The 26,641-nt window shown below is 62.0% G+C and carries 26 protein-coding genes and 1 pseudogene; 13 read left to right on the top strand and 14 right to left on the bottom strand.

All coding sequences use genetic code 11. The features are described 5' to 3' along the window. Positions 1 to 6: 6 nt before the first annotated feature. Entirely contained in the window at positions 7 to 2,541 is a 2,535-nt protein-coding gene (locus AC1DWA_RS14865) for an AMP-binding protein (RefSeq protein ID WP_029255080.1), read from the bottom strand. 178 nt (positions 2,542 to 2,719) lie between these two features. Between AC1DWA_RS14865 and AC1DWA_RS14860 the strand changes: the two genes are divergently transcribed. The 3 genes from AC1DWA_RS14860 to bluB all read left to right on the top strand — a co-directional run bounded on the left by AC1DWA_RS14860 (position 2,720) and on the right by bluB (position 5,082). Next, a complete protein-coding gene (locus tag AC1DWA_RS14860) occupies positions 2,720 to 3,322 on the top strand; it encodes a lipocalin family protein (protein ID WP_021334361.1) in 603 nt (200 codons plus the stop codon). A gap of 81 nt (positions 3,323 to 3,403) precedes the next feature. Continuing rightward, complete coding sequence (locus AC1DWA_RS14855; protein ID WP_029255081.1) at positions 3,404 to 4,456, top strand: CobW family GTP-binding protein; 1,053 nt, start codon at positions 3,404 to 3,406, stop codon at positions 4,454 to 4,456. After that, positions 4,453 to 5,082: a 5,6-dimethylbenzimidazole synthase gene (gene bluB / locus AC1DWA_RS14850; protein WP_019747874.1), complete on the top strand. Its 630-nt coding sequence runs from the start codon at positions 4,453 to 4,455 to the stop codon at positions 5,080 to 5,082. Before AC1DWA_RS14855 ends, bluB begins: the two co-directional genes overlap by 4 nt. A 15-nt stretch (positions 5,083 to 5,097) precedes the next feature. Here the strand turns inward: bluB and AC1DWA_RS14845 are convergent, their stop codons facing one another. The 4 genes from AC1DWA_RS14845 to AC1DWA_RS14830 form a co-directional block, all read right to left on the bottom strand. After that, positions 5,098 to 6,537 (bottom strand): DEAD/DEAH box helicase, encoded by a 1,440-nt coding sequence (locus AC1DWA_RS14845; protein WP_477916770.1) that lies wholly within the window; start codon positions 6,535 to 6,537, stop codon positions 5,098 to 5,100. 228 nt (positions 6,538 to 6,765) lie between these two features. Further along, positions 6,766 to 7,179, bottom strand: a complete 414-nt coding sequence (locus tag AC1DWA_RS14840; RefSeq protein ID WP_003944730.1) for a molybdenum cofactor biosynthesis protein MoaE — start codon at positions 7,177 to 7,179, stop codon at positions 6,766 to 6,768. Beyond that, complete coding sequence (moaCB, locus tag AC1DWA_RS14835; protein WP_046378366.1) at positions 7,172 to 8,158, bottom strand: bifunctional molybdenum cofactor biosynthesis protein MoaC/MoaB; 987 nt, start codon at positions 8,156 to 8,158, stop codon at positions 7,172 to 7,174. Before moaCB ends, AC1DWA_RS14840 begins: the two co-directional genes overlap by 8 nt. Before the next feature lie 28 nt (positions 8,159 to 8,186). Beyond that, on the bottom strand, positions 8,187 to 9,389 hold the full coding sequence (locus tag AC1DWA_RS14830) for a molybdopterin molybdotransferase MoeA (protein WP_019747877.1): 1,203 nt from the start codon (positions 9,387 to 9,389) through the stop codon (positions 8,187 to 8,189). 111 nt (positions 9,390 to 9,500) lie between these two features. On the opposite strand from AC1DWA_RS14830, the gene moaA reads away from it, so the two are divergent. The 3 genes from moaA (at position 9,501) to AC1DWA_RS14815 (ending at position 11,879) form a co-directional block, all read left to right on the top strand. Then, on the top strand, positions 9,501 to 10,559 hold the full coding sequence (moaA, locus tag AC1DWA_RS14825; protein ID WP_477846048.1) for a GTP 3',8-cyclase MoaA: 1,059 nt from the start codon (positions 9,501 to 9,503) through the stop codon (positions 10,557 to 10,559). Next, positions 10,552 to 10,809, top strand: a complete 258-nt coding sequence (locus tag AC1DWA_RS14820; protein WP_003944706.1) for a MoaD/ThiS family protein — start codon at positions 10,552 to 10,554, stop codon at positions 10,807 to 10,809. The genes moaA and AC1DWA_RS14820 overlap by 8 nt, the downstream gene beginning before the upstream one ends. A gap of 314 nt (positions 10,810 to 11,123) precedes the next feature. Continuing rightward, positions 11,124 to 11,879, top strand: coding sequence for a hypothetical protein (locus AC1DWA_RS14815; protein ID WP_446696090.1), 756 nt, complete (start codon positions 11,124 to 11,126; stop codon positions 11,877 to 11,879). 13 nt (positions 11,880 to 11,892) lie between these two features. Here AC1DWA_RS14815 and nadE read toward each other — a convergent pair whose 3' ends face one another. Then, positions 11,893 to 12,717, bottom strand: coding sequence for an ammonia-dependent NAD(+) synthetase (nadE, locus tag AC1DWA_RS14810; RefSeq protein WP_046378368.1), 825 nt, complete (start codon positions 12,715 to 12,717; stop codon positions 11,893 to 11,895). A 68-nt stretch (positions 12,718 to 12,785) separates the two neighbouring features. Here nadE and AC1DWA_RS14805 point away from each other — a divergent pair, with 68 nt between their 5' ends. Further along, entirely contained in the window at positions 12,786 to 13,340 is a 555-nt protein-coding gene (locus AC1DWA_RS14805; RefSeq protein WP_019747881.1) for a nucleosidase, read from the top strand. Positions 13,341 to 13,359: 19 nt separating this feature from the next. Here the strand turns inward: AC1DWA_RS14805 and AC1DWA_RS14800 are convergent, their stop codons facing one another. Continuing rightward, complete coding sequence (locus AC1DWA_RS14800; protein WP_070796204.1) at positions 13,360 to 14,139, bottom strand: META domain-containing protein; 780 nt, start codon at positions 14,137 to 14,139, stop codon at positions 13,360 to 13,362. 35 nt (positions 14,140 to 14,174) lie between these two features. After that, positions 14,175 to 14,774, bottom strand: coding sequence for a TetR/AcrR family transcriptional regulator (locus tag AC1DWA_RS14795; RefSeq protein WP_019747883.1), 600 nt, complete (start codon positions 14,772 to 14,774; stop codon positions 14,175 to 14,177). Positions 14,775 to 14,880: 106 nt separating this feature from the next. Between AC1DWA_RS14795 and AC1DWA_RS14790 the strand changes: the two genes are divergently transcribed. Continuing rightward, on the top strand, positions 14,881 to 15,447 hold the full coding sequence (locus AC1DWA_RS14790) for an NAD(P)H-dependent oxidoreductase (protein ID WP_019747884.1): 567 nt from the start codon (positions 14,881 to 14,883) through the stop codon (positions 15,445 to 15,447). Between the two features lie 70 nt (positions 15,448 to 15,517). Here AC1DWA_RS14790 and AC1DWA_RS14785 read toward each other — a convergent pair whose 3' ends face one another. Further along, positions 15,518 to 16,345, bottom strand: a complete 828-nt coding sequence (locus AC1DWA_RS14785) for a siderophore-interacting protein (RefSeq protein WP_477846047.1) — start codon at positions 16,343 to 16,345, stop codon at positions 15,518 to 15,520. Between the two features lie 291 nt (positions 16,346 to 16,636). Between AC1DWA_RS14785 and nrdH the strand changes: the two genes are divergently transcribed. The 3 genes and pseudogenes from nrdH to nrdE all read left to right on the top strand — a co-directional run. Beyond that, positions 16,637 to 16,867 (top strand): glutaredoxin-like protein NrdH, encoded by a 231-nt coding sequence (gene nrdH, locus AC1DWA_RS14780; RefSeq protein ID WP_019747886.1) that lies wholly within the window; start codon positions 16,637 to 16,639, stop codon positions 16,865 to 16,867. An 81-nt stretch (positions 16,868 to 16,948) separates the two neighbouring features. After that, entirely contained in the window at positions 16,949 to 17,428 is a 480-nt protein-coding gene (gene nrdI / locus AC1DWA_RS14775; protein WP_019747887.1) for a class Ib ribonucleoside-diphosphate reductase assembly flavoprotein NrdI, read from the top strand. Beyond that, positions 17,386 to 19,380: pseudogene (gene nrdE, locus AC1DWA_RS14770) on the top strand (class 1b ribonucleoside-diphosphate reductase subunit alpha); the annotation flags it as partial. The gene nrdI and the pseudogene nrdE, both read left to right, overlap by 43 nt. Before the next feature lie 33 nt (positions 19,381 to 19,413). Here nrdE and AC1DWA_RS14765 read toward each other — a convergent pair. Then, positions 19,414 to 19,626, bottom strand: coding sequence for a type II toxin-antitoxin system antitoxin (locus tag AC1DWA_RS14765; protein ID WP_003944723.1), 213 nt, complete (start codon positions 19,624 to 19,626; stop codon positions 19,414 to 19,416). A 12-nt stretch (positions 19,627 to 19,638) separates the two neighbouring features. Beyond that, positions 19,639 to 20,556, bottom strand: a complete 918-nt coding sequence (locus AC1DWA_RS14760; protein ID WP_003944699.1) for an SPFH domain-containing protein — start codon at positions 20,554 to 20,556, stop codon at positions 19,639 to 19,641. 170 nt (positions 20,557 to 20,726) lie between these two features. Here AC1DWA_RS14760 and nrdF point away from each other — a divergent pair, with 170 nt between their 5' ends. After that, complete coding sequence (gene nrdF / locus AC1DWA_RS14755; RefSeq protein ID WP_003944744.1) at positions 20,727 to 21,692, top strand: class 1b ribonucleoside-diphosphate reductase subunit beta; 966 nt, start codon at positions 20,727 to 20,729, stop codon at positions 21,690 to 21,692. 95 nt (positions 21,693 to 21,787) lie between these two features. Here nrdF and AC1DWA_RS14750 read toward each other — a convergent pair whose 3' ends face one another. From AC1DWA_RS14750 to AC1DWA_RS14740, 3 genes are all read right to left on the bottom strand, one after another. After that, positions 21,788 to 22,261, bottom strand: coding sequence for an NUDIX hydrolase (locus AC1DWA_RS14750; protein ID WP_019747889.1), 474 nt, complete (start codon positions 22,259 to 22,261; stop codon positions 21,788 to 21,790). Positions 22,262 to 22,327: 66 nt separating this feature from the next. Beyond that, on the bottom strand, positions 22,328 to 23,422 hold the full coding sequence (locus tag AC1DWA_RS14745) for an iron-siderophore ABC transporter substrate-binding protein (RefSeq protein ID WP_214500023.1): 1,095 nt from the start codon (positions 23,420 to 23,422) through the stop codon (positions 22,328 to 22,330). 49 nt (positions 23,423 to 23,471) lie between these two features. After that, positions 23,472 to 24,467, bottom strand: coding sequence for an ABC transporter substrate-binding protein (locus AC1DWA_RS14740; RefSeq protein ID WP_477916768.1), 996 nt, complete (start codon positions 24,465 to 24,467; stop codon positions 23,472 to 23,474). A gap of 349 nt (positions 24,468 to 24,816) precedes the next feature. Here AC1DWA_RS14740 and ctaD point away from each other — a divergent pair, with 349 nt between their 5' ends. Further along, positions 24,817 to 26,607 (top strand): aa3-type cytochrome oxidase subunit I, encoded by a 1,791-nt coding sequence (gene ctaD, locus AC1DWA_RS14735; protein WP_020907234.1) that lies wholly within the window; start codon positions 24,817 to 24,819, stop codon positions 26,605 to 26,607. Positions 26,608 to 26,641: the final 34 nt, after the last annotated feature.

Here is a 26,641-nt window from a genome sequence, read left to right as displayed (position 1 = left end):
AGTTGGTCACGCTCGATCGCAGACTCGATCGATGATCGCCGCAGTCTTGCGGACGTACGGTTGACGGACGACGTCTTCGTGACACGCGTCGACGTCGTCGAAATCGAGGGAGCCTGTGGCGATGAGTGACCAGATCTCACGTCCACGGTTGTTGGTGGCTCCACGGATCACCGTGACAGGCGCGGCGCACGTTCGCATCCGATGCTTCCGGAGCGCCTGGCCGCCGATGTAGAGGAACACCGTCCACTGGGTGGCCGGTGGGTACTGCAGAATGCCGGCGAAGAGCGTGCGGATCCACATCGCCGCGACGGTGCGCCTGGTCGGCTTCCATCGAGTATTGGTGGATGGTTGTGGTGCGAGATCGACGATCGACGGATCCAGGCTGATGCCCGCTCGACCGGCCAGTCGTGCGGCAGTCTCGGTGGAGATTCTGGTGTCGAGAACGGTGACGTGCTCGACAGTGTCACCGGACTCGGACAGCTGTGACGCCATCTCCAGCGCCACGTAGCCGCCGTACGAGTAACCGGCGAGGAGGTATGGCCCGGTGGGCTGAATCTTCTTGATTTCGAATATGAAACGGCGGGCGCTTGCTTTCACTGACCGGTCGGGTAGTCCGCGAGATTCGAAGCCATGTGGCTGAAGTGCGTAAACCGGCCGATCGGTGTGAAGCGCTTTCGACAAGGTGGACAGCGTCGTCGATGGGCACCCCGCTCCGTTCATGATGAACAGCGGTCGCCCGGACCCTTCGAGCTTCAGCGGAACCATCGTGTTGTGACAGACACGATCATCGGGATCGATTCTGCACCGATCCACCAGCGCTGCAAGGTCTTTGACGGTGCTGGCGGCCGCGAACTCCGCCGCCGTGATCCGGATCCGGAACATGTCGTGAATCTTTGCCACCACTTCGGTTGAAGCAAGCGAATCGCCACCGAGTTCGAAGAAGTCGTCATCACGGTCGATGGAGTCGATACCGAGAATCGACTCCCAGATCGAGGACAACCACAATTCGGCGGGCCCGGCGAGAGTCGGTGGAGTGGACCGCACCTCGACGGAGGGCAGCGCTGTTCGATCGACCTTTCCTCTTTCGTTGCGCGGCAACGCTGGCATCAGAACAAAATGTCGGGGGAGCATCCAGGCCGGCAGATATGTCGCCAATTCGCGCCGCATCTCGGCGCCCGACCGTGCCATCACGGCTTTGGTCAGGACCACGTAGGCGACAATCTCCGGTCGATCGTTCTCGAGGACGACAGCCACGAAAACATCGGAGACGCCGGGAATTCGACGAATATGCGCCTCGACTTCCATCGGCTCTACCAGATAGCCCCGAATCTTGACGGCGTCGTCGACGCGTCCCCGCAGTTGTAGTTCGCCGCGTTCGTCGATACGGCCCCGGTCACCGGTCCGGTAGATGCTCACTCCGTCGCCGAGGCGCGTGAATCGTGCCGCAGTGCGATCCGGGTCACCGTGGTATCCATCGGCAAGATCGCTCGAGACAACCTGTATCTCGCCGATCTCTCCGTCGGGGAGAGGCACGCCGTTCACATCGACGATCTGTACATCCTTGCCGTCGCGAGCACGTCCGGCCGGAACCACTCCGACGGGTAGTTCGGAATGTGGTGGGAACGCGTTGTACGCGACGACACCGGTCTCGGTGGTGGCCAGCCAGTTGACGTACGTGACGCGAGCGAAGCCGTGACTGCGATGGCGCGCGTAGTCCTCGCCGTGCACTGCTTCCCCGTACGTCACGACGACCCGCAGCGATCCGAGCGAATTATCCGGTGCTTCATCGGATTCGAGGCTTGACCATGCCCGCAGGAATGACGGCGCGCAGTGCGCGGTCGTGATCGAATTCTCGATCAGCCAGTCGTCGATTCCCGAAACTCCGTCTACGCGTGGATCCCAGCAGAAGACCGTGACGCCGTTCATCAGTCCCATGATCAGGGCCGTGATTCCGGCTCCGAAACTGACGGGCAACAGGTTTCCGATGTGATCATCGGGGCGCAGGTCGATTGCTGCGGCAAGTTCGTCGGCTTTGTTCAGGCACATGGAGTGGCTCAACACGACTCCCTTGGGCGCTCCACTGGTCCCTGATGTGAACGCGATCATGGCAGGGTCGGAACTCGATGGTTCCAGCGCGTTGTCGAAACGGAAGCCGGTTGCGGCCGATTCGTCGAGGATCGACTGCAGCGCGACGGCGCCCGAGGCGCTCATGATGTGCGCTCGCCGGGCCTCGGGGAGTTGTGGGTCGATCATGACCAAGGGCCGACCGGAAATCAGAGTAGCGAGGATGGCGGGCACCGACTCGGCGGTTGGTTCGAGATCGACCGCAACCGGGCGAGCCCCGTGTGACCCACGCAGGCGAAGTTCGCGGACCAATGCATCGGTCCGGAGTTCGAGTTCGGCGAAAGTGATCCGGTCGCGTGGAGTCACGACGGCAACGCTGTCGTGCTGCATCGAGGTGACTCGGCGCCACCTCGACTCGATCGTCTCGTCGATGACTGCATAGCGAGTGCGCTCGAGACCTAAGTCGACAACCTTCATCACAGTAGCTCCGTCCGACTTTCAGCTATCTTTGAGCAAAGACTACATAAGGTTTGTGAAGTAGGTCCATAACAAACCGAAAGTAGTTTTACATACGTCCCCATCCTCCAGTCCGTCAGCTCCGAATACCTTGAGGAACCAATGCCGATCGAGCGTTGTACAGACGAGGAGCAATGACATGAAGTGGTCGGGGCGAAGTGCGATTGCGATTGCGGGAGTGTGCGCCGCAGCGACGCTGTTTTCGGGAACCGCGCAGGCGAGCCCACTCTGGGAACCTCTGCAGCCGGTGGCGAACCTGGACGCCGCGCGCTACGTAGGGGAATGGAACCAGGTGGCGGCGATTCCTCAGCCCTTCAACCTCGCGTGCGCGAAGGACACCCGGGCGAGTTACGGGATCGTCGATTCGTCGAACGTGAGCGTGAAGAACACGTGTACGACGTGGACCGGCCAAGCCAACGAGATCGTCGGGAATGCCCGAGTTACCGATCCAGCAACGGGTGCCCAGTTGCATGTGAGCTTCCCCGGGGTGCCCTCGCAGGAGAGTTTGGACGGTCCGCCCAACTACATCGTCACGTATATCGCCGACGATTATTCGTGGGCACTGGTGGGCGATCCACTCAGGCTTTCCGGGTTCGTGCTCTCACGGTCCCCGATTGTCGACGCGGCCGGCTGGAGTGAGATCCGTCGGGTCGCCGAATCCCGTGGATACAACGCGTGCACGATCTTGACGTCACCGACCACCGAGGGCACGTCGGACATCCGTCCGCTCTGCACGGTGTGAGTCTGCTGTCAGCGTGAACCTTCCGGAGCCACACTCCACTACGATCACTGATTGGTACGTGTGGTTTCGGAAGGTTGCGTGGTGGCGAAGAAGCAGATTCCCGTAATAGTCGTCGCAGGCTTTCTCGGTTCGGGAAAGACGACGCTGCTCAACCATCTTCTGCGCAACAACGACGGTGTACGCATCGGCGTGATCGTCAACGACTTCGGCTCCGTCAACATCGACTCGATGATGGTCGCCGGTCAGGTCGATTCGATGGTCTCTCTCAGTAACGGCTGTTTGTGCTGCGCTGTCGACGTCTCGGACATGGACGAGATGCTGAACAAGTTGGCGCACCGGCAATCCGGGATCGACGTCATCGTCATCGAGGCGAGCGGGCTTGCTGAGCCGCGGAACATGATTCGACTCGTCCTCGGAAGTGAGAACCCGTCTGTCGTCTACGGCGGCCTGGTGGTCCTGGTCGACGGAGCCAATTTCTCCACCGTTCGCCGCGAACATCCCGAGCTCGATCAACATGTCCGCCTGGCAGACCTGGTGGTAGTCAACAAGATCGACAGCGTTCCGGTCTCCGAGCGTGAGAGATTCACGGCCGGAATTCGCGAGTTGAATCCGCGAGCGCCGATAGTGGAGACGGCGCATTCACGGATAGACCCTGCTCTGCTGTTCGATTCCGGTGAGGTGACCCCTCCCGCTCCGGGCGATCAACTGAGCCTCGACGAGCTCCTGCGCGAGGGGCACGACGACGATCACGAGGACGGCTCGTGTCACCACGATCACCTGCACCACCGCTACGAATCGGTTGATTTCACGTCGGAGATGCCACTCGATGCCAGGGCTCTGACGCATTTCCTCGAGAATCAACCGCCGGGGGTGTACCGCATCAAAGGATTCGTGAACTTCGAGATTCCGGGTTACACAGGAAAATTCGAGATCCAATCGGTGGGTGATCATGTTCGGATCACGCCGCTGCGGTGGAAGTCGGGCGAACCTCGAACCACGCAACTGGTTGTGATCGGTACCGGGATGGATTCGGGAGTGGTCGGCAGCGCACTCCGCGCCTGCGTGCGCGAGGAAACGGTCGAACCGCACCCCGACGCCATGCTGGGATTGCACCGCTATACCGTCGGGGCGTGAGTGAATCAGATGTATCCGTGTACGAAGCGATTCGGCGACGGCGAGACGTTCGCGCCGAGTTCTCGGGAGAGGTCATCCCCGACGAAACTCTGATGCGCATTCTCGACGCCGCCCATCGCGCGCCGAGCGTGGGAAACACGCAACCGTGGGATTTTGTCGTCGTTCGTAATCCGGAGACGCTCAATACCTTCGCGGCACACGTCGCCGATGCCCGGCTGAAGTTCGCGCAGTCTTTGCCCGAGGATCGCCGATCGACGTTCGACCCCATCAAGATCGAGGGAATCGCCGAGAGCGGTACCGGCATCGTCGTCACTTACGACCCGTCACGCGGTGGCCCGAACATCCTCGGCCGTCATACCGTCGACGACACCGGACTGTTCTCGGCGGTACTCGCCATTCAGAATTTGTGGCTCGCCGCAGTGGCCGAGGAGATCGGCATCGGCTGGGTTTCGTTCTACGACGAGAAGTACCTCACCGAACTCATGGGCATTCCGTCGCCCGTACGCCCCATTGCGTGGCTGTGCGTCGGGAAGGTGACTGAGTTTCAACAGGTTCCGGATCTCGAGCGCTTCGGATGGCGACAGCGCCGGCCATTGGCCGACGCTGTCCACTACGAAACCTATTGAGTTGTACCGGGTGGCCTAGCGCGCGGGACGGCCCCCGGTGGAGCCTGCGGTGCGAGCGCCGCCGCCGGTGCGGGGACGGCGAGCGCCGCCGCCTGCATGTTCCTGACGGGCAACTCCGCCGGTGCGAGCACCGCGTGACTGACCGCCCTGTCCGGAGCGAGCCTGACCCGAACGTGCTGCGCCGCCGCGTCCACCCTGGCCGGCGGGACGCTGTCCGCGTCCACCGTTCGGCTGGGCCGGAGCCTTCGGAGCCGGCGTGACGTGCGGTGCGATGTCGCCGACCAACTTGACGACGTGCTCGGAGTTGGCAGTCGAACGAACCGGGGTCACCTTGATGGCTGCCTTACGCATGAGGATCGCGAGATCCTTACGCTGCTCGGGCAGAACCACGGTGACCACGTCGCCGGCGCTGCCTGCGCGAGCGGTGCGACCACTGCGGTGCAGGTACGCCTTGTGCTCGGCCGGCGGATCGACATGGACGACCAACTCGACGTCGTCGACGTGGACGCCGCGCGCTGCGACGTCGGTGGCGACGAGGACGCGCGCTTCACCGGCGGAGAATGCCGCCAGGTTACGGTCGCGAGCGGCCTGAGAGAGGTTGCCGTGCAGGTCCACTGACGGGATGCCCGACTCGGTGAGCTGGCGAGCCAACTTGCGTGCCTGGTGCTTGGTGCGCATGAACAGGATGCGACGACCGGTACCGGAAGCGAGCTTCTCGACCAGAGCCTTCTTGGCTTCGACGCCGTCGACGTCGAACACGTGGTGCGTCATCGCTGCGACGGGGGAGTTGGCCTCGTCGACCGAATGCATGACCTCGTTCTTGAGGAAACGCTTGACGAGCTTGTCGACGCCGTTGTCCAGCGTTGCAGAGAACAGAAGGCGCTGCCCGTCCTGCGGGGTGGACGAGAGGAYGCGGGTGACGACGGGCAGGAAGCCGAGGTCGGCCATGTGGTCGGCCTCGTCGAGCACGGTGATCTCGACGGCGTCGAGGCTGACGAATTTCTGCTTCATGAGGTCTTCGAGGCGACCGGGGCAGGCGACGACGATGTCGACTCCGGCCTTGAGAGCCTGAACCTGGCGGTGCTGCGAGACGCCACCGAAGATGGTGGTCACGCGCAAGTCGTATGCGGCGGCCAACGGTTCGAGGGTTGCGGTGATCTGGGTGGCGAGCTCACGCGTCGGTGCGAGCACCAGGCCGAGCGGTCGACCCGGACGACGCTTGCCCCCGGACAGTTCGCCGGCGAGGCGGGAGACCATGGGGATGGAGAACGCGAGGGTCTTGCCGCTTCCGGTCTTTCCGCGGCCCAGTACGTCGCGCCCCGAAAGAGTGTCGGGGAGGGTGTCGATCTGGATCGGGAACGGAGAAGTGATTCCGCCGTCTTCGAGAGCTTTCACCAGCGGTGCGCGCACACCGAGGGCTGCGAAGGTGGTAGCGGGCGTAGAGATGTCAGACAAGTGTATTCAGAGCCTTTCGGGCACGTGTTCGTGCCCGGATGCCGACACGGGAATTAACCGGTCGAACAATCAAGCACAGTGGTGGCGGCGCTGCCGGTCGGCAGGCTTCTTCGCCGTAAGAAGAGCGGGTGCATTGAGCACTCAGCAAGAAAATTTGCGTTCTACGACGCTGGATGCCCGATTTCAGGCACCTAGTGATCGCAACTCTACCTTCTCGGAGCGTTCGACCTACAACCCGACCCATTCGGAGACGCCGTTTGCGAAGTGTTGCCGCTTCCAGATCGGTACCTCGTGCTTGATGCGCTCCACCAGTTCGGCGCACGCGGCGAACGCCTCCGCTCGATGCGGGGCGGCGACGGCGGCGACCAGTGCGAGGTCACCGATCTCGAGGTGGCCGACGCGATGGATCGCGGCAACCGGCAGGCCGGTCGAGGCTGCAACCTCTTGGCAGCACGTCTCGAGAAAGCGTTCCGCGTCCGGGTGTGCCTGGTACTCCAACGCTGAAACTGCTTGACCTCCATCGTGATTGCGCACCGTTCCCGTGAACACCACAACAGCGCCGTTCTTCGGACCGGCAACGGCGGCGTCGACGGTGTCTGCGTGAATCGGTTGCTCGGAGATCCGAGCCAGTAGCTCACTCATCGTGTGCTCCTCCGCCTGCGACCTGCGCGAGCAGGTGATCGATGATGGGTTCGAGGACGGCGAGACCGTCCTTCACTCCACCGGGAGAACCCGGAAGATTGACGATGACCGTCGTACCTGTGAGACCTGCCACACCACGGCTCAGTGACGCGTGCGGGGTCTTCTCGAGGCCCTTGGTTCGGATCGCTTCTGCGACCCCGGGCAACTCACGGGTCAAGACTGCCCGGGTAGCTTCCGGCGTTGCATCCGTGGGGGAAGCACCGGTGCCGCCGGTGCTGATGACAAGCGACGGGGAGCCCTCCTTGGCGTCAGCGATGCCTGCCGCGATGTCTGCGTCGGCGTACACAAGCGGTCCACGCACCTCGAAGTCCCGCTCGCGTAGCCAGGCTGCGATCGTCGGTCCGGTGGTGTCGGGTCTGGTTCCGTTCGCGCCACCGGTCGAAGCGACGAGGACGGTTGCGGATCGTGGCGAGGCGAAGGCGTGCGCCGGAGATGTCTGTGAGTTCTGAGTGTCGCGGGTCCAATGTCCGTGTTTACCACCGTCTTTGGTGAGCAGGCGAACACCGTTCATGGTGGCTCCGGGATCGACCGCTTTGACCATGTCGTGCAAGGTCAGGCCGGCTACCGCGACGGCGGTGAGTGCTTCCATCTCGACGCCGGTCTGTCCGCGAGTCTTTGCCGTCGCTTCGACGGTGATCGAGGTTTCGGTGAACCCGAATTCCACCTTGACCGACGAAAGCGCGAGCTGATGACACAACGGGATCAGCTCGGACGTCTTTTTTGAACCGGCGATTCCGGCAATGCGCGCGGTGGTGAGGACATCGGCCTTGGGCATGCCGTCGGCGCGGACGAGGCGAACTACCTCGGCGGTCGTGACGAGTTCACCGGCAGCGACGGCGATGCGCGTCGTCTCGGCCTTGGCGCTGACGTCGACCATGCGCGCTCGGCCTTCGCTGTCGACGTGTGTCAATTCGGTCATGAGTGTCCTTTGAATCAGATCGAGTGAATCAAATCGAGGAAGTCGAGAGCGGGAGGACATCGACGAGATCGCCCGCTCCGAGTTCGGTCACGGCAGCGGGGACGTCGATCAGGACGTCGGCCCACGCCATTGCTGCAACGAGGTGCGAGCCGGGTCCGGCCACGAGTTCGATACCGTCCGCAGTTCTACGCGCGCGCAGGAACTGGCGCTTGCCATCCACCGAACGCAGCGGTGCAGTAAGTGGCAGCCGTTCGCGCGGGATCTCGGGCAGACCCGCGGCCCGGCGCAGTTCGCCGCGGGCGAAGACCTCGAACGAGACCATCGTGCTGACCGGGTTGCCCGGGAAACTCAGGACCGGCACTTCGTTCACGACTGCAGTGCCTTGCGGGCCACCAGGTTGCATTGCGACGTGGCCGAAGTGTGCACCCAGAGGGGTGAGAGTTTCCTTCACCACCTCGAAGTCGCCCATGGACACCCCACCGGAGGTGAAAACCAGATCGGCGACCGAGGTTGCGTACGAGAGTAATTCGCGGAACTCGGCGGGGTCGTCGCTGCTTCGGGCGACGGAGACGACATCGGCGCCGTTGGCTTCGGCCAATGTTGCCAAAGCTGGGCCGTTGGAATCGTAGATCTCGCCGGGTTCGAGAGTTGTTCCGGCACTTTTCAGTTCGGCGCCCGTCGTAATTATCGCGACCCGTGGCTTCGTGTACGTGTCGAGCGAGGCCAGGCCCACAGCACTCAGCGCGGCGATATGGCGAGGTTCCAAGTGTGTTCCGGCCGTGACCAGTAGCATTCCGGCAGTGATGTCACTGCCACGTTCGCGAACGAATTCGCCTACAGACCTGCCCCGTTCGATGGTGACCACGTGTTCGGTGACGCCCGTGGTGTCCTCGACGGGAACGACGGCGTCGGCACCCTCGGGGAGCGGCGCACCGGTCATGATGCGAAATGCCGATCCTGGAAGGTGTTTCGGTGGTTTTCCGCTTCCAGCGGCGATCACGCCTCGAACCGTCAGTGTGGTCGGAACCGAGGCCACAGAAGCAGCATCGACCGCATATCCGTCCATCTGTGAGTTGCGGAAGAGGGGCAGGTCCACCGGCGATGCGATATCCGAGCAAGTTATGCGCCCCAACGCTTCTGCCGTCGGAACCGCCGACGGAGAGAGGGTGTGCAGGCCGGTGAGCAATCCGGAGATGTGCGCAGCGTGTTCCTCGACCGAACGCGCGCTCATGACAGTAACCTCGACAACCTCGACATGTTTTGATCCTAGGCGGTGTGGTCCGTCCGACACACGGAGTACGGCTTTCGGTCATACTGGAGCAATACGGAAGTTGGTGAAGTGATGACAGTGGTCTCGATGGGAATTCCCACCGTGCGGTTTGACGCTGCCTCCCTCGCCGGTCGTCCCGAGACGGATCTCCTGGTCGACAGGTTCGGGCGTGTTGCCAGAGATCTGCGAGTCTCGATCACCGAGAAGTGTTCACTTCGTTGCACGTATTGCATGCCGGAGGAAGGCTTGCCGGCCATTGCTGCGGAAGACCTTCTGAGTGCCGACGAGATCGTTCGAGTAGTCGGAATCGGTGTCGAACGAGTCGGTATTCGCGAGGTGAGATTCACCGGCGGCGAACCGCTGATGCGTAGTGACCTCGAAAAGATCATCGCGGGGTGCGCCGCGCGCGTGCCAGGTCTTCCACTTGCCATGACCACCAACGCCGTTGGGCTCGAACATCGTGCCGCAAAGCTGGCTGCAGCTGGTTTGACCCGCGTCAATGTTTCCCTGGATTCGGTTGATCGCGCGCACTTCGCGGAATTGACGCGTCGAGACAGGTTGCCTTCGGTTCTCGCGGGAATCCGAGCGGCCGCGGTGGCTGGCCTTGCGCCGCTCAAGGTAAATGCCGTTCTCATGCGCGAAACGCTCCATGGCGCGGCGGACCTTTTACAGTGGTGCCTCGACGCCGGAGTCGAATTGCGGTTCATCGAACAAATGCCTCTCGATGCAGACCATGCTTGGGCGCGCGAGAACATGGTGACTGCGGCTGAATTGCTGTCGGTATTGAGTGACCGTTTCGAATTGGCCGCAATCGGTCGCGAAGACCCGTCGGCTCCTGCTGAAGAATGGCGTGTCAACGGGACTGAAATGACGGTGGGGATCATCGCTTCGGTGACGCGCTCGTTCTGCAGTGATTGCGATCGGACGCGAATGACTGCAGAGGGGACAATTCGGTCATGTTTGTTCAGTGACCGTGAAGTTGATCTGCGTGCCGCGCTCAGGGCCGGAGCAAGTGACGACGAACTTGCGGATTTGTGGCGCGGTGCGATGTGGAACAAGTGGGCAGGGCACGGCATCGACGCCGCGGACTTCGTTCCGCCGGAAAGAAGTATGGGAGCGATTGGTGGCTGATCCGCATTCGATCTCGGTTCGTTACTTTGCTGCTGCAGCGGATGTATCCGGTTGCCGTAGCGAGGTAGTCGCCATTTCGCCCGACAACACACTTGCCGAGTTGGTGGCGGTCTTGGTCGGGCGATACGGACCGGAGATGGAGCGAGTGCTGTCGGTCTCGGCTTTCCTCGTCGGTGACGAGTTGACCCGCGACGTCTCTCGAGCCTCCGGTAGCGCTGTCGATATTCTTCCGCCTTTCGCTGGAGGCTAGTCCGAGAATTGCCGGCGTAGCTATTTGTGGGCTGCCGTCGTATTGTCCTTTTTCGGTTTCCCGGTCCAAATATTTATATCTTGATCACTCCAGCTCAAGTGGCACCTATCTCCGTTTTCTCCATTGTTGGTCAATTGTCCAGCATTGGTCGTTTTGTTTAGTTTCTCCTACTTTTGGGGGAGTAAATGCACTTCTAATTGCCCAGGTGAATTGTCATCTGTTTGGATGACAAAAGAAATACCTTCGCTGTTGGTAATTGTCGACATGTGTTAATTTTGGCGCAATTCCACTCGGGATATGTGAAAGGTATTTCAATGTCGATTAATTCCACGCGCCGTGTCGGAGTCGTCATAGCGCTCCTCGGGGCAGCTGCACTCACCGCTCCGGCAATTGCTACTGCGCTTCCGTCCACCGGTTCTCTCGGCTCTTCTGCGCCGGAAGCCTCGTGCTCGACCCTGTCCACCGAAGCGACGCCGAACGGGTGGGGCATCCCGTTCACCGACGAGAAGGATCAGACCGCGTCGTACTCGGCCGACAACGTTCTCGACAAGGACGGTTCACTGAAGCTGGCCGTCGACGGTACCGGCGATCGTTCGGTTTCCTACCATTCGGCCGGCGGTATCAAGCTGTCCGACGCAGTCAGCAAGGCGATCGGTTTCGCCGAGCGCGCCGCCACGCCGACTGCGGCGTTCCAGCTCCGCCTCACCGGAACCACCGGCGGAAAGTTCGAGAACGGATTCACCACCTTGGTGTGGGTCCCGGGACCGGACGCGACGCCGACGGCTGACGGCGGCGTTCACGCGGATCTCCAGAAGGGCGTGTGGTGGAGCACTCAGAACATCGACGGCGCCAAGGACCGCGTGTCAGTGCCTTTGGCTGACATCGTCGCCGCGAACCCGAAAGCGGTAGTCGACCACTACGGCGTCAGTGTCGGGACCGGTTCCGCTGCCACCTCGACGCTGGTCGATGCGGTGCAGTTCAACGGATGCACCACCAACTTCGCGAAGAAGGATCCGGCTTCGGGAACGGGTTCGCTGGGCGACGTCTTCGGCAGCCTGTTCGGTAGCTAGTCGCTGGTAAGAGTTACTTCCACCAGTCATCCAGGGGTGTGACCGGCACCGTGCGCTTGTGACGAGTGTTGGCGAACATCTTCTCGAGCTTTTCGGCTACCTCGGAGGAAACGTCCTTTCCTTCGAGGTAGTCGTCTATCTGTGAGTACGTGACGCCGAGGGCAACTTCGTCGGGCAGCGCGGGTCGGTCGTCCTCGAGGTCGGCGGTCGGCACCTTGCGCCACGTGCTCTCGGGTGCGCGCAATTCCTGCAGTAGCGCAGCGCCCTGACGTTTGCTCAGGCCGGTGAGCGGCGTGATGTCGACGCCGCCGTCACCGAATTTCGTGAAGAAGCCGGTAATCGCTTCTGCGGCGTGGTCGGTACCGATCACCAAGTAGCCGAGCTGACCGGCAATCGCATATTGAATGACCATTCGTTCGCGCGCCTTGATGTTGCCACGGACGAAGTCGCGTAGTTCGCCGTTCCCCAACGCCTCGGAGGCCTCACGGGCTGTGGCGTCGGCGCCAGGCTTGACGTTGACCGTGAGAGAGCGGTCCGGCTTGATGAAGCCGAGTGCGATCTGAGCATCGGATTCGTCGGCCTGCGCGCCATAGGGGAGTCGAACGGCGACGAACTCGGCCTCGTGGCCTTCTTCACGAAGTTCAGCGACCGCGCGTTGGGCGAGGGCTCCGGCGAGCGTGCTGTCCTGACCTCCGCTGATTCCCAGAACGAACCCTTTGGCGGGGGTCGAGCGCACGTAGTCCTTCAGGAACTGGACTCGYGCGCGAACCTCCGCTGCGGCGTCGATTGTCGGCTTTGTGCCGAGTTCTTCGATGATGCTTTCACGCAGTGTGGCCATGAATGGACTCTAGCGATGTGAGCAGGCGCGTGCAGTGCCACCGTATCCGGGGCGGTACGGTCGCGCACATGAGTGCGAACAACGTTCTGGTGGTCAGTGCGACGAAGTCGGAAGCGGCATACGTGCCGCAAGGATACGAACTGCTGATCACGGGGATTGGAAAGGTCAGTGCTGCAACAGCAGTCGCCTCTGCTCTCGCGCGGTACGAGCGGGAGAATCTGCCGCTGGTCGTCAACATCGGGACCGCCGGTGCGCTGCACGCGCACCACGGTGGCCTCTATGTTCCCGGGGTTGTCATCAATCACGACATCAGCAGCACCGCGATCCGAGCGCTGGGGCACGACGTCGCGGACCGTTTGGTACTCGCCGGCGGTGACGACTCGGTGTTGGCGACCGGCGACGCATTTATCGCCGACACTGCGACCCGGGACGCTCTCGCTCAGCGAGCCGATCTGGTCGACATGGAGGGGTTTGCCATCGCATTCGCCGCGCAGGCTGCGGGTGCTACCTGCCGCCTCGTCAAACATGTCAGCGATCACGCGGACGACTCGGCCTTGGACTGGCCCGCGATGATCGATGCCAGCGCCCGCGAATTGGGGCGCTGGCTGCTCGACAACGTCTGATCGAGCCTGCAGCGTCTGGTCAAGCCTGCGCAGTCAGTATCAATCCGGTGTTGTCGGGCTTGCGCAGGGTCAGCGTGTCGGCGTCGACGGTGTAGCTCACTTCACCGTCGAGTACCGCCAGGATCTGACGCTCGATGTCCATGTTCTCCTCGGGGCAGGCCATTCGCGTGGTTGCCATCGGCGTGAACGTGACTGTGGTGTCGGATACCTGGGCGCTTCCGGTCATGCGATTGCATCCGGTGGTTCCGCTGACCGAACCGTCTGCGGCAATCGTGAGTTCGGGAGCTGACGTCTCCAGAGCCAGGCTCGTACTGATCGCATCGGGACTGATGAGTGACGTGACGGTCCACGTCGTGCCCTGCAGAGGTCGATCCGGCGTGACGATCTTCTTGTCCTGCAGAGTCACTGTGGCGTCGTCCGATGTCAGGGTGAGGGTGTCGCCGTCGAGGCTCCACGTCGGCGCGGAGGTCAGCAATGTTGTTGTCCAGGCGTCGGATTCGGCGATGCCGGGAGGGCAGCCCATCATGGTCGACGCCATGGTGCCGGTGGTCAGCTTGCCTTCGGTGAACTCGATCGAGCCGTTTGCCGTGTTGCATCCGGCGCTCGCGGACACTCGACCCGCTTGGCTGAAATCGAGAGTCAGCGGGCCGCCGCCGGGAATTTGTGTTCCGTCGACGGAGGTCGAGATGAAGACGCGGCCGGAGGGGTCCGTCTTGTCCTCGGGGGAGTCGGACGACGCGGAGCAACCGCTTACCGCGGCGATGGTCAGGAGGCCGATGACGGCAGCTGCGATGCGCATGGGCTCACATTAAGTGGTGGGACGGATCTGGGGAGTCAACATCGAGTAACGCGCCGGGCAAGGTCTTCCCAGCCGGCGGCCAGGCGCTCGGTGGTCATCCCGAGATCGCGCACCTGATGAAGGACAAGCGACGCTTCGAGCGGTGCCAACAGTGCTGAAGCGAGCAGATCGAGGTCGCCCTCGACACCGGCTCCTCGAAGAAGTCCGATGACGTGAGCGATGCCGAGCGCCCGGGCCGGACCGCCGAAGCGGTATTCAGGAGCGTTTTCCGCCGCTCGGAGGACTTCGCCCTGTACTTCCACCATGGCGATCCGGGCTCGTCCGAACGCGATGAGGCGCTCGATCGGCGGCGCGCCAGGACCCAACGGTGGGGGGCCGAACATGAATGCCTGCTGCAGTTCTCGCTCGGTGTGATCGAGCAGTGCCTGCATCAGTCCCGATCGATTGCCGAAGCGCCGAAAAACTGTGCCCTTGCCCACACCGGCCCGGCACGCGACGGCATCCATCGTGACCGCGTCGACACCTCGCTCGGCGACGAGGAGGGCTGCGGCGTCGAGCAGAAGTACGCGGTTACGTGCTGCGTCACCGCGCTCGACGGGTACGGCGCCGATCTGGGGGAGGGGGATTGCGCTCACGGGATCAGGTTACAGGGCCGGGGAATGTAAGTGGACCGCGGTCCGTTTAGTTGATATAACTTTCAACCGGAGCCACCAACCGCACCACTCTCGAAGGAATCTCGTTATGTCACAGACCAATGTTCTCGTTCTCGTCGGCAGCCTGCGCGCCGGATCCGTCAATCGCCAGCTTGCCGAGACGGCTGTGTCCGCCGCACCCGAGGGTGCAACGCTGACGGTCTTCGAAGGCCTCGCCGACGTCCCCTTCTACAACGAAGACATCGACGTCGAGGGTGCTTCCATTCCCGCTGTCGACGCACTGCGCGCCGCTGCGAGCGACGCTGACGCGTTCCTGCTCGTCACCCCCGAATACAACGGCACCATCCCCGCTGTTCTGAAGAACGCCATCGACTGGATCTCGCGTCCGTACGGTGTCGGTGCAGTCAAGGACAAGGCTGTCGCAGTCATCAGCGCTTCGCCCAGCGGTAACGGCGCCAAGTGGGCACACGAAGACACCACCAAGGCAGTCCGCATCGCCGGCGGCAAGGTCGTCGAGGACACCGCACTGAGCATCGGTGGAACCGGCGCACTGTTCGGTGAGCTGCACCCGCGTGAGAATGCAGAGGTGCTCGCTCAGGTCTCCAAGGTCGTCTCCGACCTCGTCGACGCCAGCAAGCAGCTCGTCAACGCGTAATCCGTTTCACGAGTGAGGGCCATGCCGGAAGGTATGGCCCTCACTCGTATGCGAGTCACGCCCATATGCGCTAAAGCCCTTCGCGTTCCATCGCGTCGTCGACGGCGTCGCGAACCGACTCGAAATCCTTGCCGGCCATCATCGCTTCGCCCATCGCGGCATCGATACGGTCGGCGACGACGGCGTACCGACGCTCCCAGTTCGCCTTGTCCTTCCGCCAGTAACCCATCACGTGCATGCGGGGTGCCGGGATTTCCCATGTTCGACGCAGATGGGCGCGGATGCGTCTGGCGGTCGCGGCCTCGACTGCGCACCAGATGTAGCCCTCGCCGGGAGGCAGGGGAATGGCAGCCAATTCGGCGAGCAGTGAGTCTGCTTCGTCGATCCATCGGTAGTTAGCGGCGGCGCGCGTCGTGAACGTCTGCTGTTCGCTCGGCGCGGGCACCTGTGCAATGACGTGGATCGGTAGACCGTCGGGTGCTTCTTCCAAGATCCGCCCGATCGCAGGCAGTGCGGCGTGATCGGCGACGAGTAGCAGCCAGTCGCACTCTGCCGGCGGCTTGAACCACCCGCTCGCAGTCGAAAGATGGACGGTCTCGCCCGGTTGCGCATTCTCGGCCCAGAGCGCAGCTCCGCCGTGGCCGTGGAGAACGAAGTCGATCTCCAGTTCGTTCTTCGAGGGCTGCCAGCGCCGGACCGTGTAACTACGGGCGTGAGGGGGGTCGAGGGGGAATCTGACGAGCACCCGTTCGTCGGGGCTCCCGCTCGTCTCGAAGTCGCTCAGGCCCGCACCGCCGAAGGTGATTCTGCGCATCTTAGGTGTCACCTGCTGCGTTCTCGTCACGGTTGCCTGGTGGCGCGGAGCTTCGTCCTTCGGGGGTGTTTCCACGACGCTCATGGTAGGTCCGAGTAGTGGTTTTCAGATGCTGTCGGGCCTGCGGCCGAAATGTGACGGGCGACACGCCGACGCGCCGGAAGATGTGTGCGCTGAACTGGGGCTACCTGGGAATTTCAACGATGTGACTCACAACATCTCGCGTTATGTGTTTCTGTCGGCCACTAGGTGTAGTGTCTTGAGCACTGAGAGACCACAACGCGGAACGCCTCGAGCGAGACTCCGGCAATCGGTCGAATCGGTGCTGAACATCACTACATCGGCCTTTGTTGGCTAAGCGAAAGAGGGACTCTCATGAGCATCACCGTCTACACCAAGCCCGCTTGCGTTCAGTGCAATGCCACCTACCGCGCCCTCGACAAGGCCGGTCTCGAATACAACATCATCGACATCACCGAGGATGCCGAAGCCCGCGACTACGTCATGGCTCTCGGGTACCTCCAGGCGCCCATCGTGGTTGCCGGTGAAGATCACTGGTCGGGTTTCCGTCCCGATCGCATCAAGACCCTGACCGTCGCTGCTTGAAGCGCCGCAGTGTCGGCGGTGGACACCTCCGCCGACACATCTGAGTAGTTCCGGGCACCGTACAAGAAATGGTGACAACCGATGACTTCGCTGGTCTATTTTTCCAGCGTGTCGGAGAACACCCACCGATTCGTTCAACGTCTCGGCCTGCCTGCGACACGTATACCTATCCATGACCGTGACGGCTCATTTCGTGTAAACGAGCCCTATGTGCTGATTCTGCCCACCTATGGTGGCGGGGTCACCGTGACAGGGCGCGACACCAGTTATGTGCCGAAGCCGGTCATTCGTTTTTTGAACAATCCACACAACAGGTCGTTGATCAGAGCAGTGATCGCGGCGGGAAACACCAATTTCGGTGAGTCCTTTTGCTATGCAGGAAACATCATTTCCCAGAAATGCCACGTTCCTTTTCTGTACCGGTTCGAACTCATGGGCACTGCCGAGGATGTCGACCGAGTACGAGAAGGCTTGGGGGAGTTCTGGAATCATCTCGAAACAGAGAAGGAGCACGGGCAGTGGCGCCAACCATCACTGACACGATCGCGGCAGGAAGCGTAGAGCGTGATGCACGCGGCGGCGATTCCACCAACGGTCTCGACTACCACGCACTCAATGCCATGCTCAACCTGTACGGCGCCAACGGTGAGATCCAGTTCGAGATGGATGTCGCTGCAGCCCGTCAGTACTTCTTGCAGCATGTCAACCAGAACACCGTGTTCTTCCACAACCTCGACGAGAAGCTGGACTACCTCGTCGAGGAAAACTATTACGAGCCCGAGGTTCTCGATCAGTACTCACGTACTTTCGTGAAGTTCCTGATCGATCACGCGTACGCCAAGAAGTTCCGCTTCCCGACGTTCCTGGGTGCATTCAAGTACTACACCTCCTACACGCTCAAGACCTTCGACGGTAAGCGCTACCTCGAGCGTTTCGAAGATCGTGTCTGCATGGTTGCGCTCACCCTGGCCGCAGGCAACGAAGACCTGGCCGTCGAACTCGTCGACGAGATCATCGCCGGACGCTTCCAGCCCGCCACCCCGACGTTCCTGAACTCGGGCAAGAAGCAGCGCGGCGAGCCCGTGTCCTGCTTCCTGCTTCGTATCGAAGACAACATGGAGTCCATCGGTCGCTCCATCAACTCGGCACTGCAGCTGTCCAAGCGTGGTGGCGGAGTTGCCTTGCTGCTCACCAATGTTCGTGAGCACGGCGCACCGATCAAGAAGATCGAGAACCAGAGTTCGGGTGTCATCCCGATCATGAAGCTTCTCGAGGACTCGTTCTCCTACGCCAACCAGTTGGGTGCGCGTCAGGGCGCCGGCGCCGTGTACCTGCATGCGCACCACCCCGACATCTACCGCTTCCTCGACACCAAGCGTGAGAACGCCGACGAGAAGATCCGCATCAAGACGCTCTCTCTCGGCGTCGTGATCCCGGACATCACTTTCGAACTGGCGAAGAAGAACGAGGACATGTACCTGTTCTCGCCGTACGACGTCGAGCGCATCTACGGAGTTCCGTTCTCCGACATCAACGTCTCCGAGAAGTACTACGAGATGGTCGACGACAAGCGAATTCGCAAGTCCAAGATCAAGGCTCGCGAGTTCTTCCAGACCGTCGCCGAATTGCAGTTCGAATCGGGCTACCCCTACATCATGTTCGAGGACACGGTGAACCGGGCAAACCCGATCGAAGGCAAGATCACTCACTCGAACCTGTGCTCGGAGATCCTGCAGGTTTCGACGCCTTCGCTGTTCAACGACGACCTGTCCTACTCGAAGGTCGGCAAGGACATCTCCTGCAACCTGGGTTCGCTGAACATCGCGAAGACCATGGACTCGCCCGACTTCGCGAAGACCATCGAAGTGTCGATCCGCGGATTGACGGCAGTGTCCGACCAGACACACATCTACTCGGTGCCGTCGATCGAGCAGGGCAACAACGACTCTCACGCCATCGGCCTCGGTCAGATGAACCTGCACGGATACCTCGCTCGTGAGCGGATCTTCTACGGCAGCGAAGAAGGCATCGACTTCACGAACATCTACTTCTACACCGTGCTGTTCCACGCACTGCGTGCGTCGAACAAGATCGCCATCGAGCGCGGCTCGTACTTCAAGGGTTTCCCGGAGTCGAAGTACGCCTCGGGTGAATTCTTCGACAAGTACACCGACCAGGTCTGGGAGCCTGCAACCGACAAGGTTCGCGGACTCTTCGCCGATGCGAAGCTGCACATCCCCACCCAGGACGACTGGCGTGAGCTGAAGGCTTCGGTTCAGAAGCACGGTATCTACAACCAGAACCTTCAGGCCGTCCCGCCGACCGGCTCGATCTCGTACATCAACTACTCCACCAGCTCTATCCACCCGGTGGCGTCGAAGATCGAGATCCGCAAGGAAGGCAAGATCGGTCGCGTCTACTACCCGGCGCCCTACCTGACCAACGACAACCTGGAGTACTACCAGGATGCCTACGAAATCGGGTACGAGAAGATCGTCGACACCTATGCTGCGTAGTGGTTACTACCGAAAAGGCGCACAGGGGTATCAGGCCGGCGGACGGCCTGGACCGTGCATCTTGCCGGCATTCTTCGGCATTCGACCGTGCTCGGTGAGTGCGCGCCGAAGGAGAAACTCGATCTGGGCGTTGGTACTTCGGAGATCGTCGGCGGCCCAGCGGGCAAGCGCGTCGTGCACCGCTGGGTCCAACCGAAGCAGGATCTTCTTACGCTCCGATCTCGGAGCTGGATCCGTGGCCATGTGGCCTTTCCTTTACTGGTAGAGCGAACCGGTGTTCAGCACCGGTTGTGCGTCGCGGTCGCCGCACAGCACGACCAGAAGGTTACTGATCATTGTGGCCTTGCGTTCCTCGTCGAGTTCGACGACGTGCTTTTCCTCGAGCTGCTTGAGTGCCATGTCGACCATGGACACCGCGCCTTCGACGATTTGCTTGCGTGCGGCGATCACTGCACCCGCTTGCTGGCGCCGAAGCATTGCGCTGGCGATCTCGGGTGCATACGAGAGCCTGTTGATGCGTGTCTCGATAACTTCGACACCCGCCGCACGCACGCGGGCGTGAACCTCCTCCGACAAGGTGGTGGTGATGATATCGGCGTTCTCGCGCAACGAGACTCGGCCTTCGGCGTCGTACGGGTAGCTGCCGGCGATATGGCGGACTGCCGCCTCGGTCTGCACCGAGACGAACTCCTCGTAGTCGTCCACCTGGAATGAGGCGAGCGCTGTGTCGGCAACTTGCCAGACGACCACCGCCGAGATCTCGATGGGATTTCCGTCGGCGTCGTTCACTTTCGCCTGACCGGTCTCGTGGTTTCGGATACGCGTAGAGATCGATCGACGGACCGTCAGCGGATTTGTCCATCGCAGGCCCGGCGTGCGCAGGGTGCCGCTGTACGAGCTTCCCAGGAGTTGAAGGACTCGGGCTTGATTCGGTTGCACCAAGGTCAGGCCCATCAGCAGGGGGAGTGACGCGATGAACAGCACCACACCGACCGGAATCAGGGCGAAGAGTCCCAGAACTCCGCCAACGACGGACAGCGCGATTCCGGCCAGGAAGAGAAGTACGCCGCCGAGGAGCATCCAGCTGCCGGACAGGTCCCAGCCTGGGCGTTCGGCGATCGTTGTGGTGGCGACTCCGGTCGGTTTCTCGGCCACGGTGGGTGTGCTGGTCATGCGGGACTCGCTTTCCATCGGTAAGTGATATTTAATTGATATCACATTTTTTGTACTCGTGGAGGGGCGCGTGCGACACATGTTGTTGTGTTGGCATCGCGGACCCGACACAACGGGTAGTGTTCAGGCAAGCCAACATTCGGCAGTATCTCTCTCGCTAGGTAGGAATTATGGTCAAGCTGGTCAGTCGCGTTTCCGCCATCAACTGGAATCGCGTCCAGGACGAGAAGGACGCCGAGGTATGGGATCGCCTCGTCAGCAATTTCTGGCTGCCCGAAAAGGTGCCGGTCTCCAACGACATCCCGTCCTGGGGAACGCTGACCGCGCAGGAGCAGCAGCTCACCATGCGCGTCTTCACGGGCCTGACGCTGCTCGACACCATCCAGGGAACGGTCGGCGCCGTCAGCCTCATCCCGGACGCGATCACTCCCCACGAAGAAGCGGTGTACACCAACATCGCCTTCATGGAATCGGTGCACGCGAAGAGTTACAGCTCGATCTTCTCGACGCTGTGCTCCACCCCGGACATCGACGACGCGTTCCGCTGGTCGGAGGAGAACCCCAACCTGCAGCGCAAGGCGCAGATCGTTCTCGACTACTACAACGGCGAGTCGCCGCTCAAGCGCAAGGTCGCCTCGACGCTCCTCGAGAGCTTCCTCTTCTACTCCGGCTTCTACCTGCCGATGTACTGGTCCTCGCGAGCCAAGCTCACCAACACCGCAGACCTCATCCGCCTCATCATCCGCGACGAGGCCGTGCACGGGTACTACATCGGCTACAAGTACCAGAAGGGCCTCGAACAGCTCACCGAGGCCGAGCGTGAAGAGCTCAAGAACTACACGTTCGAGCTGCTCTTCGAGCTCTACGAGAACGAGGTCGACTACACGCAGGACCTCTACGACGGCGTCGGCCTGACCGAGGATGTCAAGAAGTTCCTGCGCTACAACGCCAACAAGGCGCTCAACAATCTCGGCTACGAAGGCCTCTTCCCGAAGGACGAGACGGACGTCAATCCGGCTATCCTGTCGGCACTTTCACCGAATGCGGACGAGAATCACGACTTCTTCTCCGGCTCGGGAAGCTCCTACGTCATCGGCAAAGCCGTCAACACCGAAGACGACGACTGGGATTTCTAGAGCGACCCGCTCGGGATTTCTAGAGCGACCTATATACCGAAGCCCGACTCCTGCACACGCGGGAATCGGGCTTCGGTCGTCGATGGGGGAGTGGGTCAGCGCAGAAACCACGCTTCCGGCTTGTCCAGCAATGCTTTTGCGAGGCGCAGACGCGAGGTTTCCGTCATGTCCGAAGGCAATTCGCTCGGCGCGAACCACGCGACCTCGAGGTTTTCGTCGTCCGCCACGTGTGCATCTCCGCCGGTCCACCTGGCCAGGAAGCAGACGTCGAGGTACTGGGTCACGTCACCATTGGGGTACGTAATGGGTTCTGTGACATCGACACTCGTGATCCGAATCAATTCGGCGTCGACGCCGGTTTCTTCCTTCGCCTCCCGCACCGCCGCCGCCGACGGTTCCTCTCCGGGCTCGAGAACGCCGGACACGACGGCCCACTGACCGTTGTCGGCGCGGCGGGTGAGCAGGACCCGGCCGTCGTCGTCGCGGATCACGACGCTCACGCCGGACAGCCAGAGCGGCGCATGACCGACCTTCTCGCGCAAAGCGACAATGAATTCCGGGATCGGCATGATCAGAACCCGACCGTCACAGTTGTGGCGAGCCGCCTCGAATGTGGGAGTAGCGGTTCGTTCCAGTCAGCTCGCATATCCGTTCAAGGTTCCCTTCAAGTCCGCCAATACGGCACGGGCGGCAGTCATCCCGTTTCCGTTCCAGATTTCGTCTTCAGCRACGAACACACGCCGGTCGGTGGCGGCGGCGAGGTCCTGCCACTGGTCGCTCTTCATGATCTCGGTGCCGTAGGTACGGCCGTTCGGCCCGTCGAAGAGTACGTAGATCAAGTCACCTTCGGCGGCGCTGAGATCGTCGGCCGGAATCGGTGCTGTGGTCGCATCGGTCAATCGCTGCGCCGGTGGGCGCCGGACGCCGACGTCGCTGAGGATCTGTCCGGCGAAGGATGCGGGACCCTCGATCTGCAGGTCCTTCGAACCGAACCGAACCACTGATGCCTGCGTCTGTGATGCATTCAATGCGTCGCCGAGTTGCACGACGTCCTGCTGGTAGCGGTCCAGCTCCGTCGCAGCCGCGGACGAACGGCCAAGTGCCTGGCCGGCGAGGGCGAACTGCGCTTTCCAGTACACGGGATCCGCGCCGGCGAACACGGTGGGGGCGATGGCGTCGAGTTGCCCGTACAAACCGTCGGACGCCGGACTGGACCCGAGGATCAAGTCCGGCGCGGCGGCCTTCACGGCGTTGACGTCGGGTGCGCTCACGGGGCCGACGCTCGGAATCTCCGAGATGCCGAAACCGAGGTACGACGGTTGAGGCGAGTCGACACCGGTCGCGGCGCCCACTACCCGCTCCCACAGACCGAGGGCGCACACGGCGTCCATCGAGACGCTGTCGAGGACCACGATCCGTTGGGGATCGGAAGGAACCTCGGTTTCACCCGCAGTGTGTACGACTCGACGCTTCACCCCGGGGCCCGCTCCCGGGTCGGCTTGCGTCGGCGTCGGGCACGCGGTGGCGGTGTCGCGTTCGATGCCCATCACGCCGGCACCGGCGATCGACGTAGTGGTCCGGACGATGGTGCTCGCGGGATCGTCCGACGAGTCGGACGAGCAACCACCGAGGACGAGCATCGTGGCGGCGATCCCCAGGATCGAGACACGACGAATGGACGTGCGGGCGGACGTGCGTGAGAGAACGGACGTACGTGAGAGAACAGACAAGTCGACGGCTTCCTGTGTGAGCGGGCGCCGTTCAGGTTAGCTGTTCGACTCAGCTGTTCTGCTTGTCCACCTCGAACGTGTCCGAGAGGTCGTCGAGGATCATGTGGGCGCCCTGGATGCTGACCGGCGACATCCAACGTGAATCGTCCACGTCGACCTTGCGTCCTCGAAGGGTCTGCCACAGCGGGCTCTCGAGGAACGGCTTCGCAGCTTCGGCGCTCTTGCCCTCGGCGTCCTGCCAGGTGCTGATGAAGATGACGTCCGCGTCGGCTTCGTTGATCAGCTCGGGGCTGATCTTCATCATGATGTTTCCGGCATCGGCGGGGTCAGGTCCCTGGTTGTCCGGGCGCTTCAATCCGGCGTCCTGGAGGACGATGCCGCTGAACGAGGTGGTGCGGTAGAGGCGTGCCGTCGGTTCACCGGCGAATCGGACTACCGAGATGACCGGGTTGTTCGCCTTCTCGTTGATTTCCTTGCCGACGATGGCTGCGCGGGTTTCGTACTCGGTGATCTTCGCCTCGGCCAGTGACTCCTTGCCCAGCGCTTGACCGACCAGGCGGATGTTGTCCTTCCACGTCGGGCCGGTCGTCTGAGTGAAGACGGTGGGTGCGATTGCGGACAGTTGTTCGTAGTTCTTCCCGTCGCGGACCTCGGCGGAGATGATGAGGTCCGGCTGCAGTGCGGCGATCYTCTCGAGGCTTGCACTGCTGACCGTGCCGACCGAGACGGCGTCCGCGGCGAATTCCTCCCGCGAGGATCCGAGGTAGTCGGGCAGACCGGGCTCGCGGTAGTCGACGTAGCCGACGAGCGGGGATTCGAGGAGAAGGACGGCGTCGGTGAAGCTGTTGTCGAGCGCGACGATCCGCTGGGGTGCGGCCGGGATTTCGGTGCTTCCGCGGAAGTGCTCGACGGTGCGGGGGAATGCGCCCGACTCGGTCGAGGTGGTGGTTGCAGCGGGCTCGTCGTTACTCGAGCAGGCTGGAACGACCAAGGCGATCGAGGCTGCGACGGCTACCAGCGCGGCGCGGCGGGGAAAGAATTTCACTGAATACTCCTGAGGTGAGTTAGGCGAGGGTGACCTTATCAGTGGAGGAGTTGGCCGAAAACGGACACCGACCGAATTCTTCGACGCGCACGACACGCCGATTCGGAAGTGGGTTCGGACTCCCGGGGGAACATAAACCGCAGGTCGTTCGTTCGGTGCCGTGAAAAACGGATGCTCGAGTACGACGCAGAGTAGGACCGGGTCGCGGTGCCTCGGAGTCACGGTCTACGATTCGATGAGCGCAAGCCAGAAGCCGTTGTCCGCAGCCCGGGCGACGGACCCTGCGGGCGCAACCAAGGGCTCTTTGACGGAGTCTGCGGAGCGACCAAAGGCACATTCAGGAGGATCAGTGACTGCCGTAGCGCCCCAGCCAGTCCCCACGATAGCGCCGGCCAGGCCTTACCCGCCGCGGCAGGGACCCAAGGGCTCATTCATTTTCAAGATGATCACGACCACCGATCCCAAGGTGCTCGGAATCATGTACTTGGCGACTTCCATCGCCTTCTTCCTCATCGGTGGCCTCATGGCACTGATGATGCGTGCCGAACTTGCTGTACCCGGCATGCAGTTCCTTTCCAACGAACAGTTCAACCAGCTGTTCACCATGCACGGCACGATCATGCTGCTGCTGTACGCGACCCCGATCGTCTTCGGCTTCGCGAACTACATTCTTCCGCTCCAGATCGGTGCACCCGACGTCGCGTTCCCGCGTCTGAACGCGTTCAGCTACTGGCTGTACCTGTTCGGCGCGATCATCACGACGGCCGGATTCGTCACGCCCGGTGGCGCAGCAGACTTCGGTTGGACGGCATACACGCCGCTGACCAGCGCGCTGCACAGCCCCGGCGTCGGCGCCGACCTGTGGGTCTTGGGTCTGGCTGTCGCCGGCCTCGGCACCATCCTCGGTGGCGTCAACATGGTCACCACCGTGATTTGCCTGCGCGCACCCGGTATGACCATGTTCCGCATGCCGATCTTCACCTGGAACATCTTCATCACCAGCATCCTGATCCTGCTGGCGTTCCCGCTGCTGACCGCTGCATTCATGGGCCTGTTCGTCGACCGCCATCTCGGTGGACACATCTTCGACCCGGCAACGGGCGGTGTGCTGCTGTGGCAGCACCTGTTCTGGTTCTTCGGTCACCCCGAGGTGTACATCATCGCGCTGCCGTTCTTCGGCATCGTCTCGGAGATCTTCCCGGTCTTCAGCCGTAAGCCGATCTTCGGCTACAGCGGCCTGGTGTACGCAACGTTGGCCATCGCCGCTCTGTCGATCGCAGTGTGGGCTCACCACATGTACGCGACCGGCGCTGTTCTCCTGCCCTACTTCTCGTTCATGACGTTCCTGATCGCCGTGCCGACAGGTGTGAAGATCTTCAACTGGATCGGCACGATGTGGAAGGGGCAATTGACCTTCGAATCGCCGATGCTGTTCTCGATCGGCTTCCTGATCACCTTCCTCTTCGGTGGTCTGTCGGGCGTCATCCTCGCGAGCCCGCCGCTCGACTTCCACGTCACGGACAGCTACTTCGTCGTCGCCCACTTCCACTACGTGGTCTTCGGTACGGTCGTGTTCGCCACGTACGCCGGTATCTACTTCTGGTTCCCGAAGATGACCGGCCGCATGATGGACGAGCGCCTCGGCAAGTGGCACTTCTGGACCACGTTCGTCGGCTTCCACGGCACGTTCCTCGTCCAGCATTGGCTCGGTGCCGAAGGTATGCCGCGTCGTTACGCCGACTACCTGCCCTCGGACGGGTTCACGGTTCTGAACTCGGTGTCCACGATCTTCGCGTTCGTACTCGGTGCCTCGACGCTCCCGTTCATCTGGAACGTCTTCAAGAGTTACCGCTACGGCGAAGTGGTCACCGTCGACGATCCGTGGGGCTACGGAAACTCGCTGGAGTGGGCGACAACCTGCCCGCCGCCGCGTCACAACTTCACCGAGTTGCCGCGCATCCGCAGCGAGCGTCCGGCCTTCGAGCTGCACTACCCGCACATGGTGGAGCGAATGCGCGCAGAAGCGCACGTCGGCCCCGGTCACGGTGGGAAGAACGCCAGCACCGTGCTCGAAGATGCTCGTCACGAGCCGCTCACAGTCGGGGACGAAGGCGACCCCGGCACCGACAGCCGCTCCTGAGCGAAGTAACACACTGAAGTAATCAGCGAAGGCC

It is taken from the genome of Rhodococcus sp. P4_F3_2 (assembly GCF_056401335.1).
This window is presented reverse-complemented; position numbering and strand designations above follow the sequence as displayed.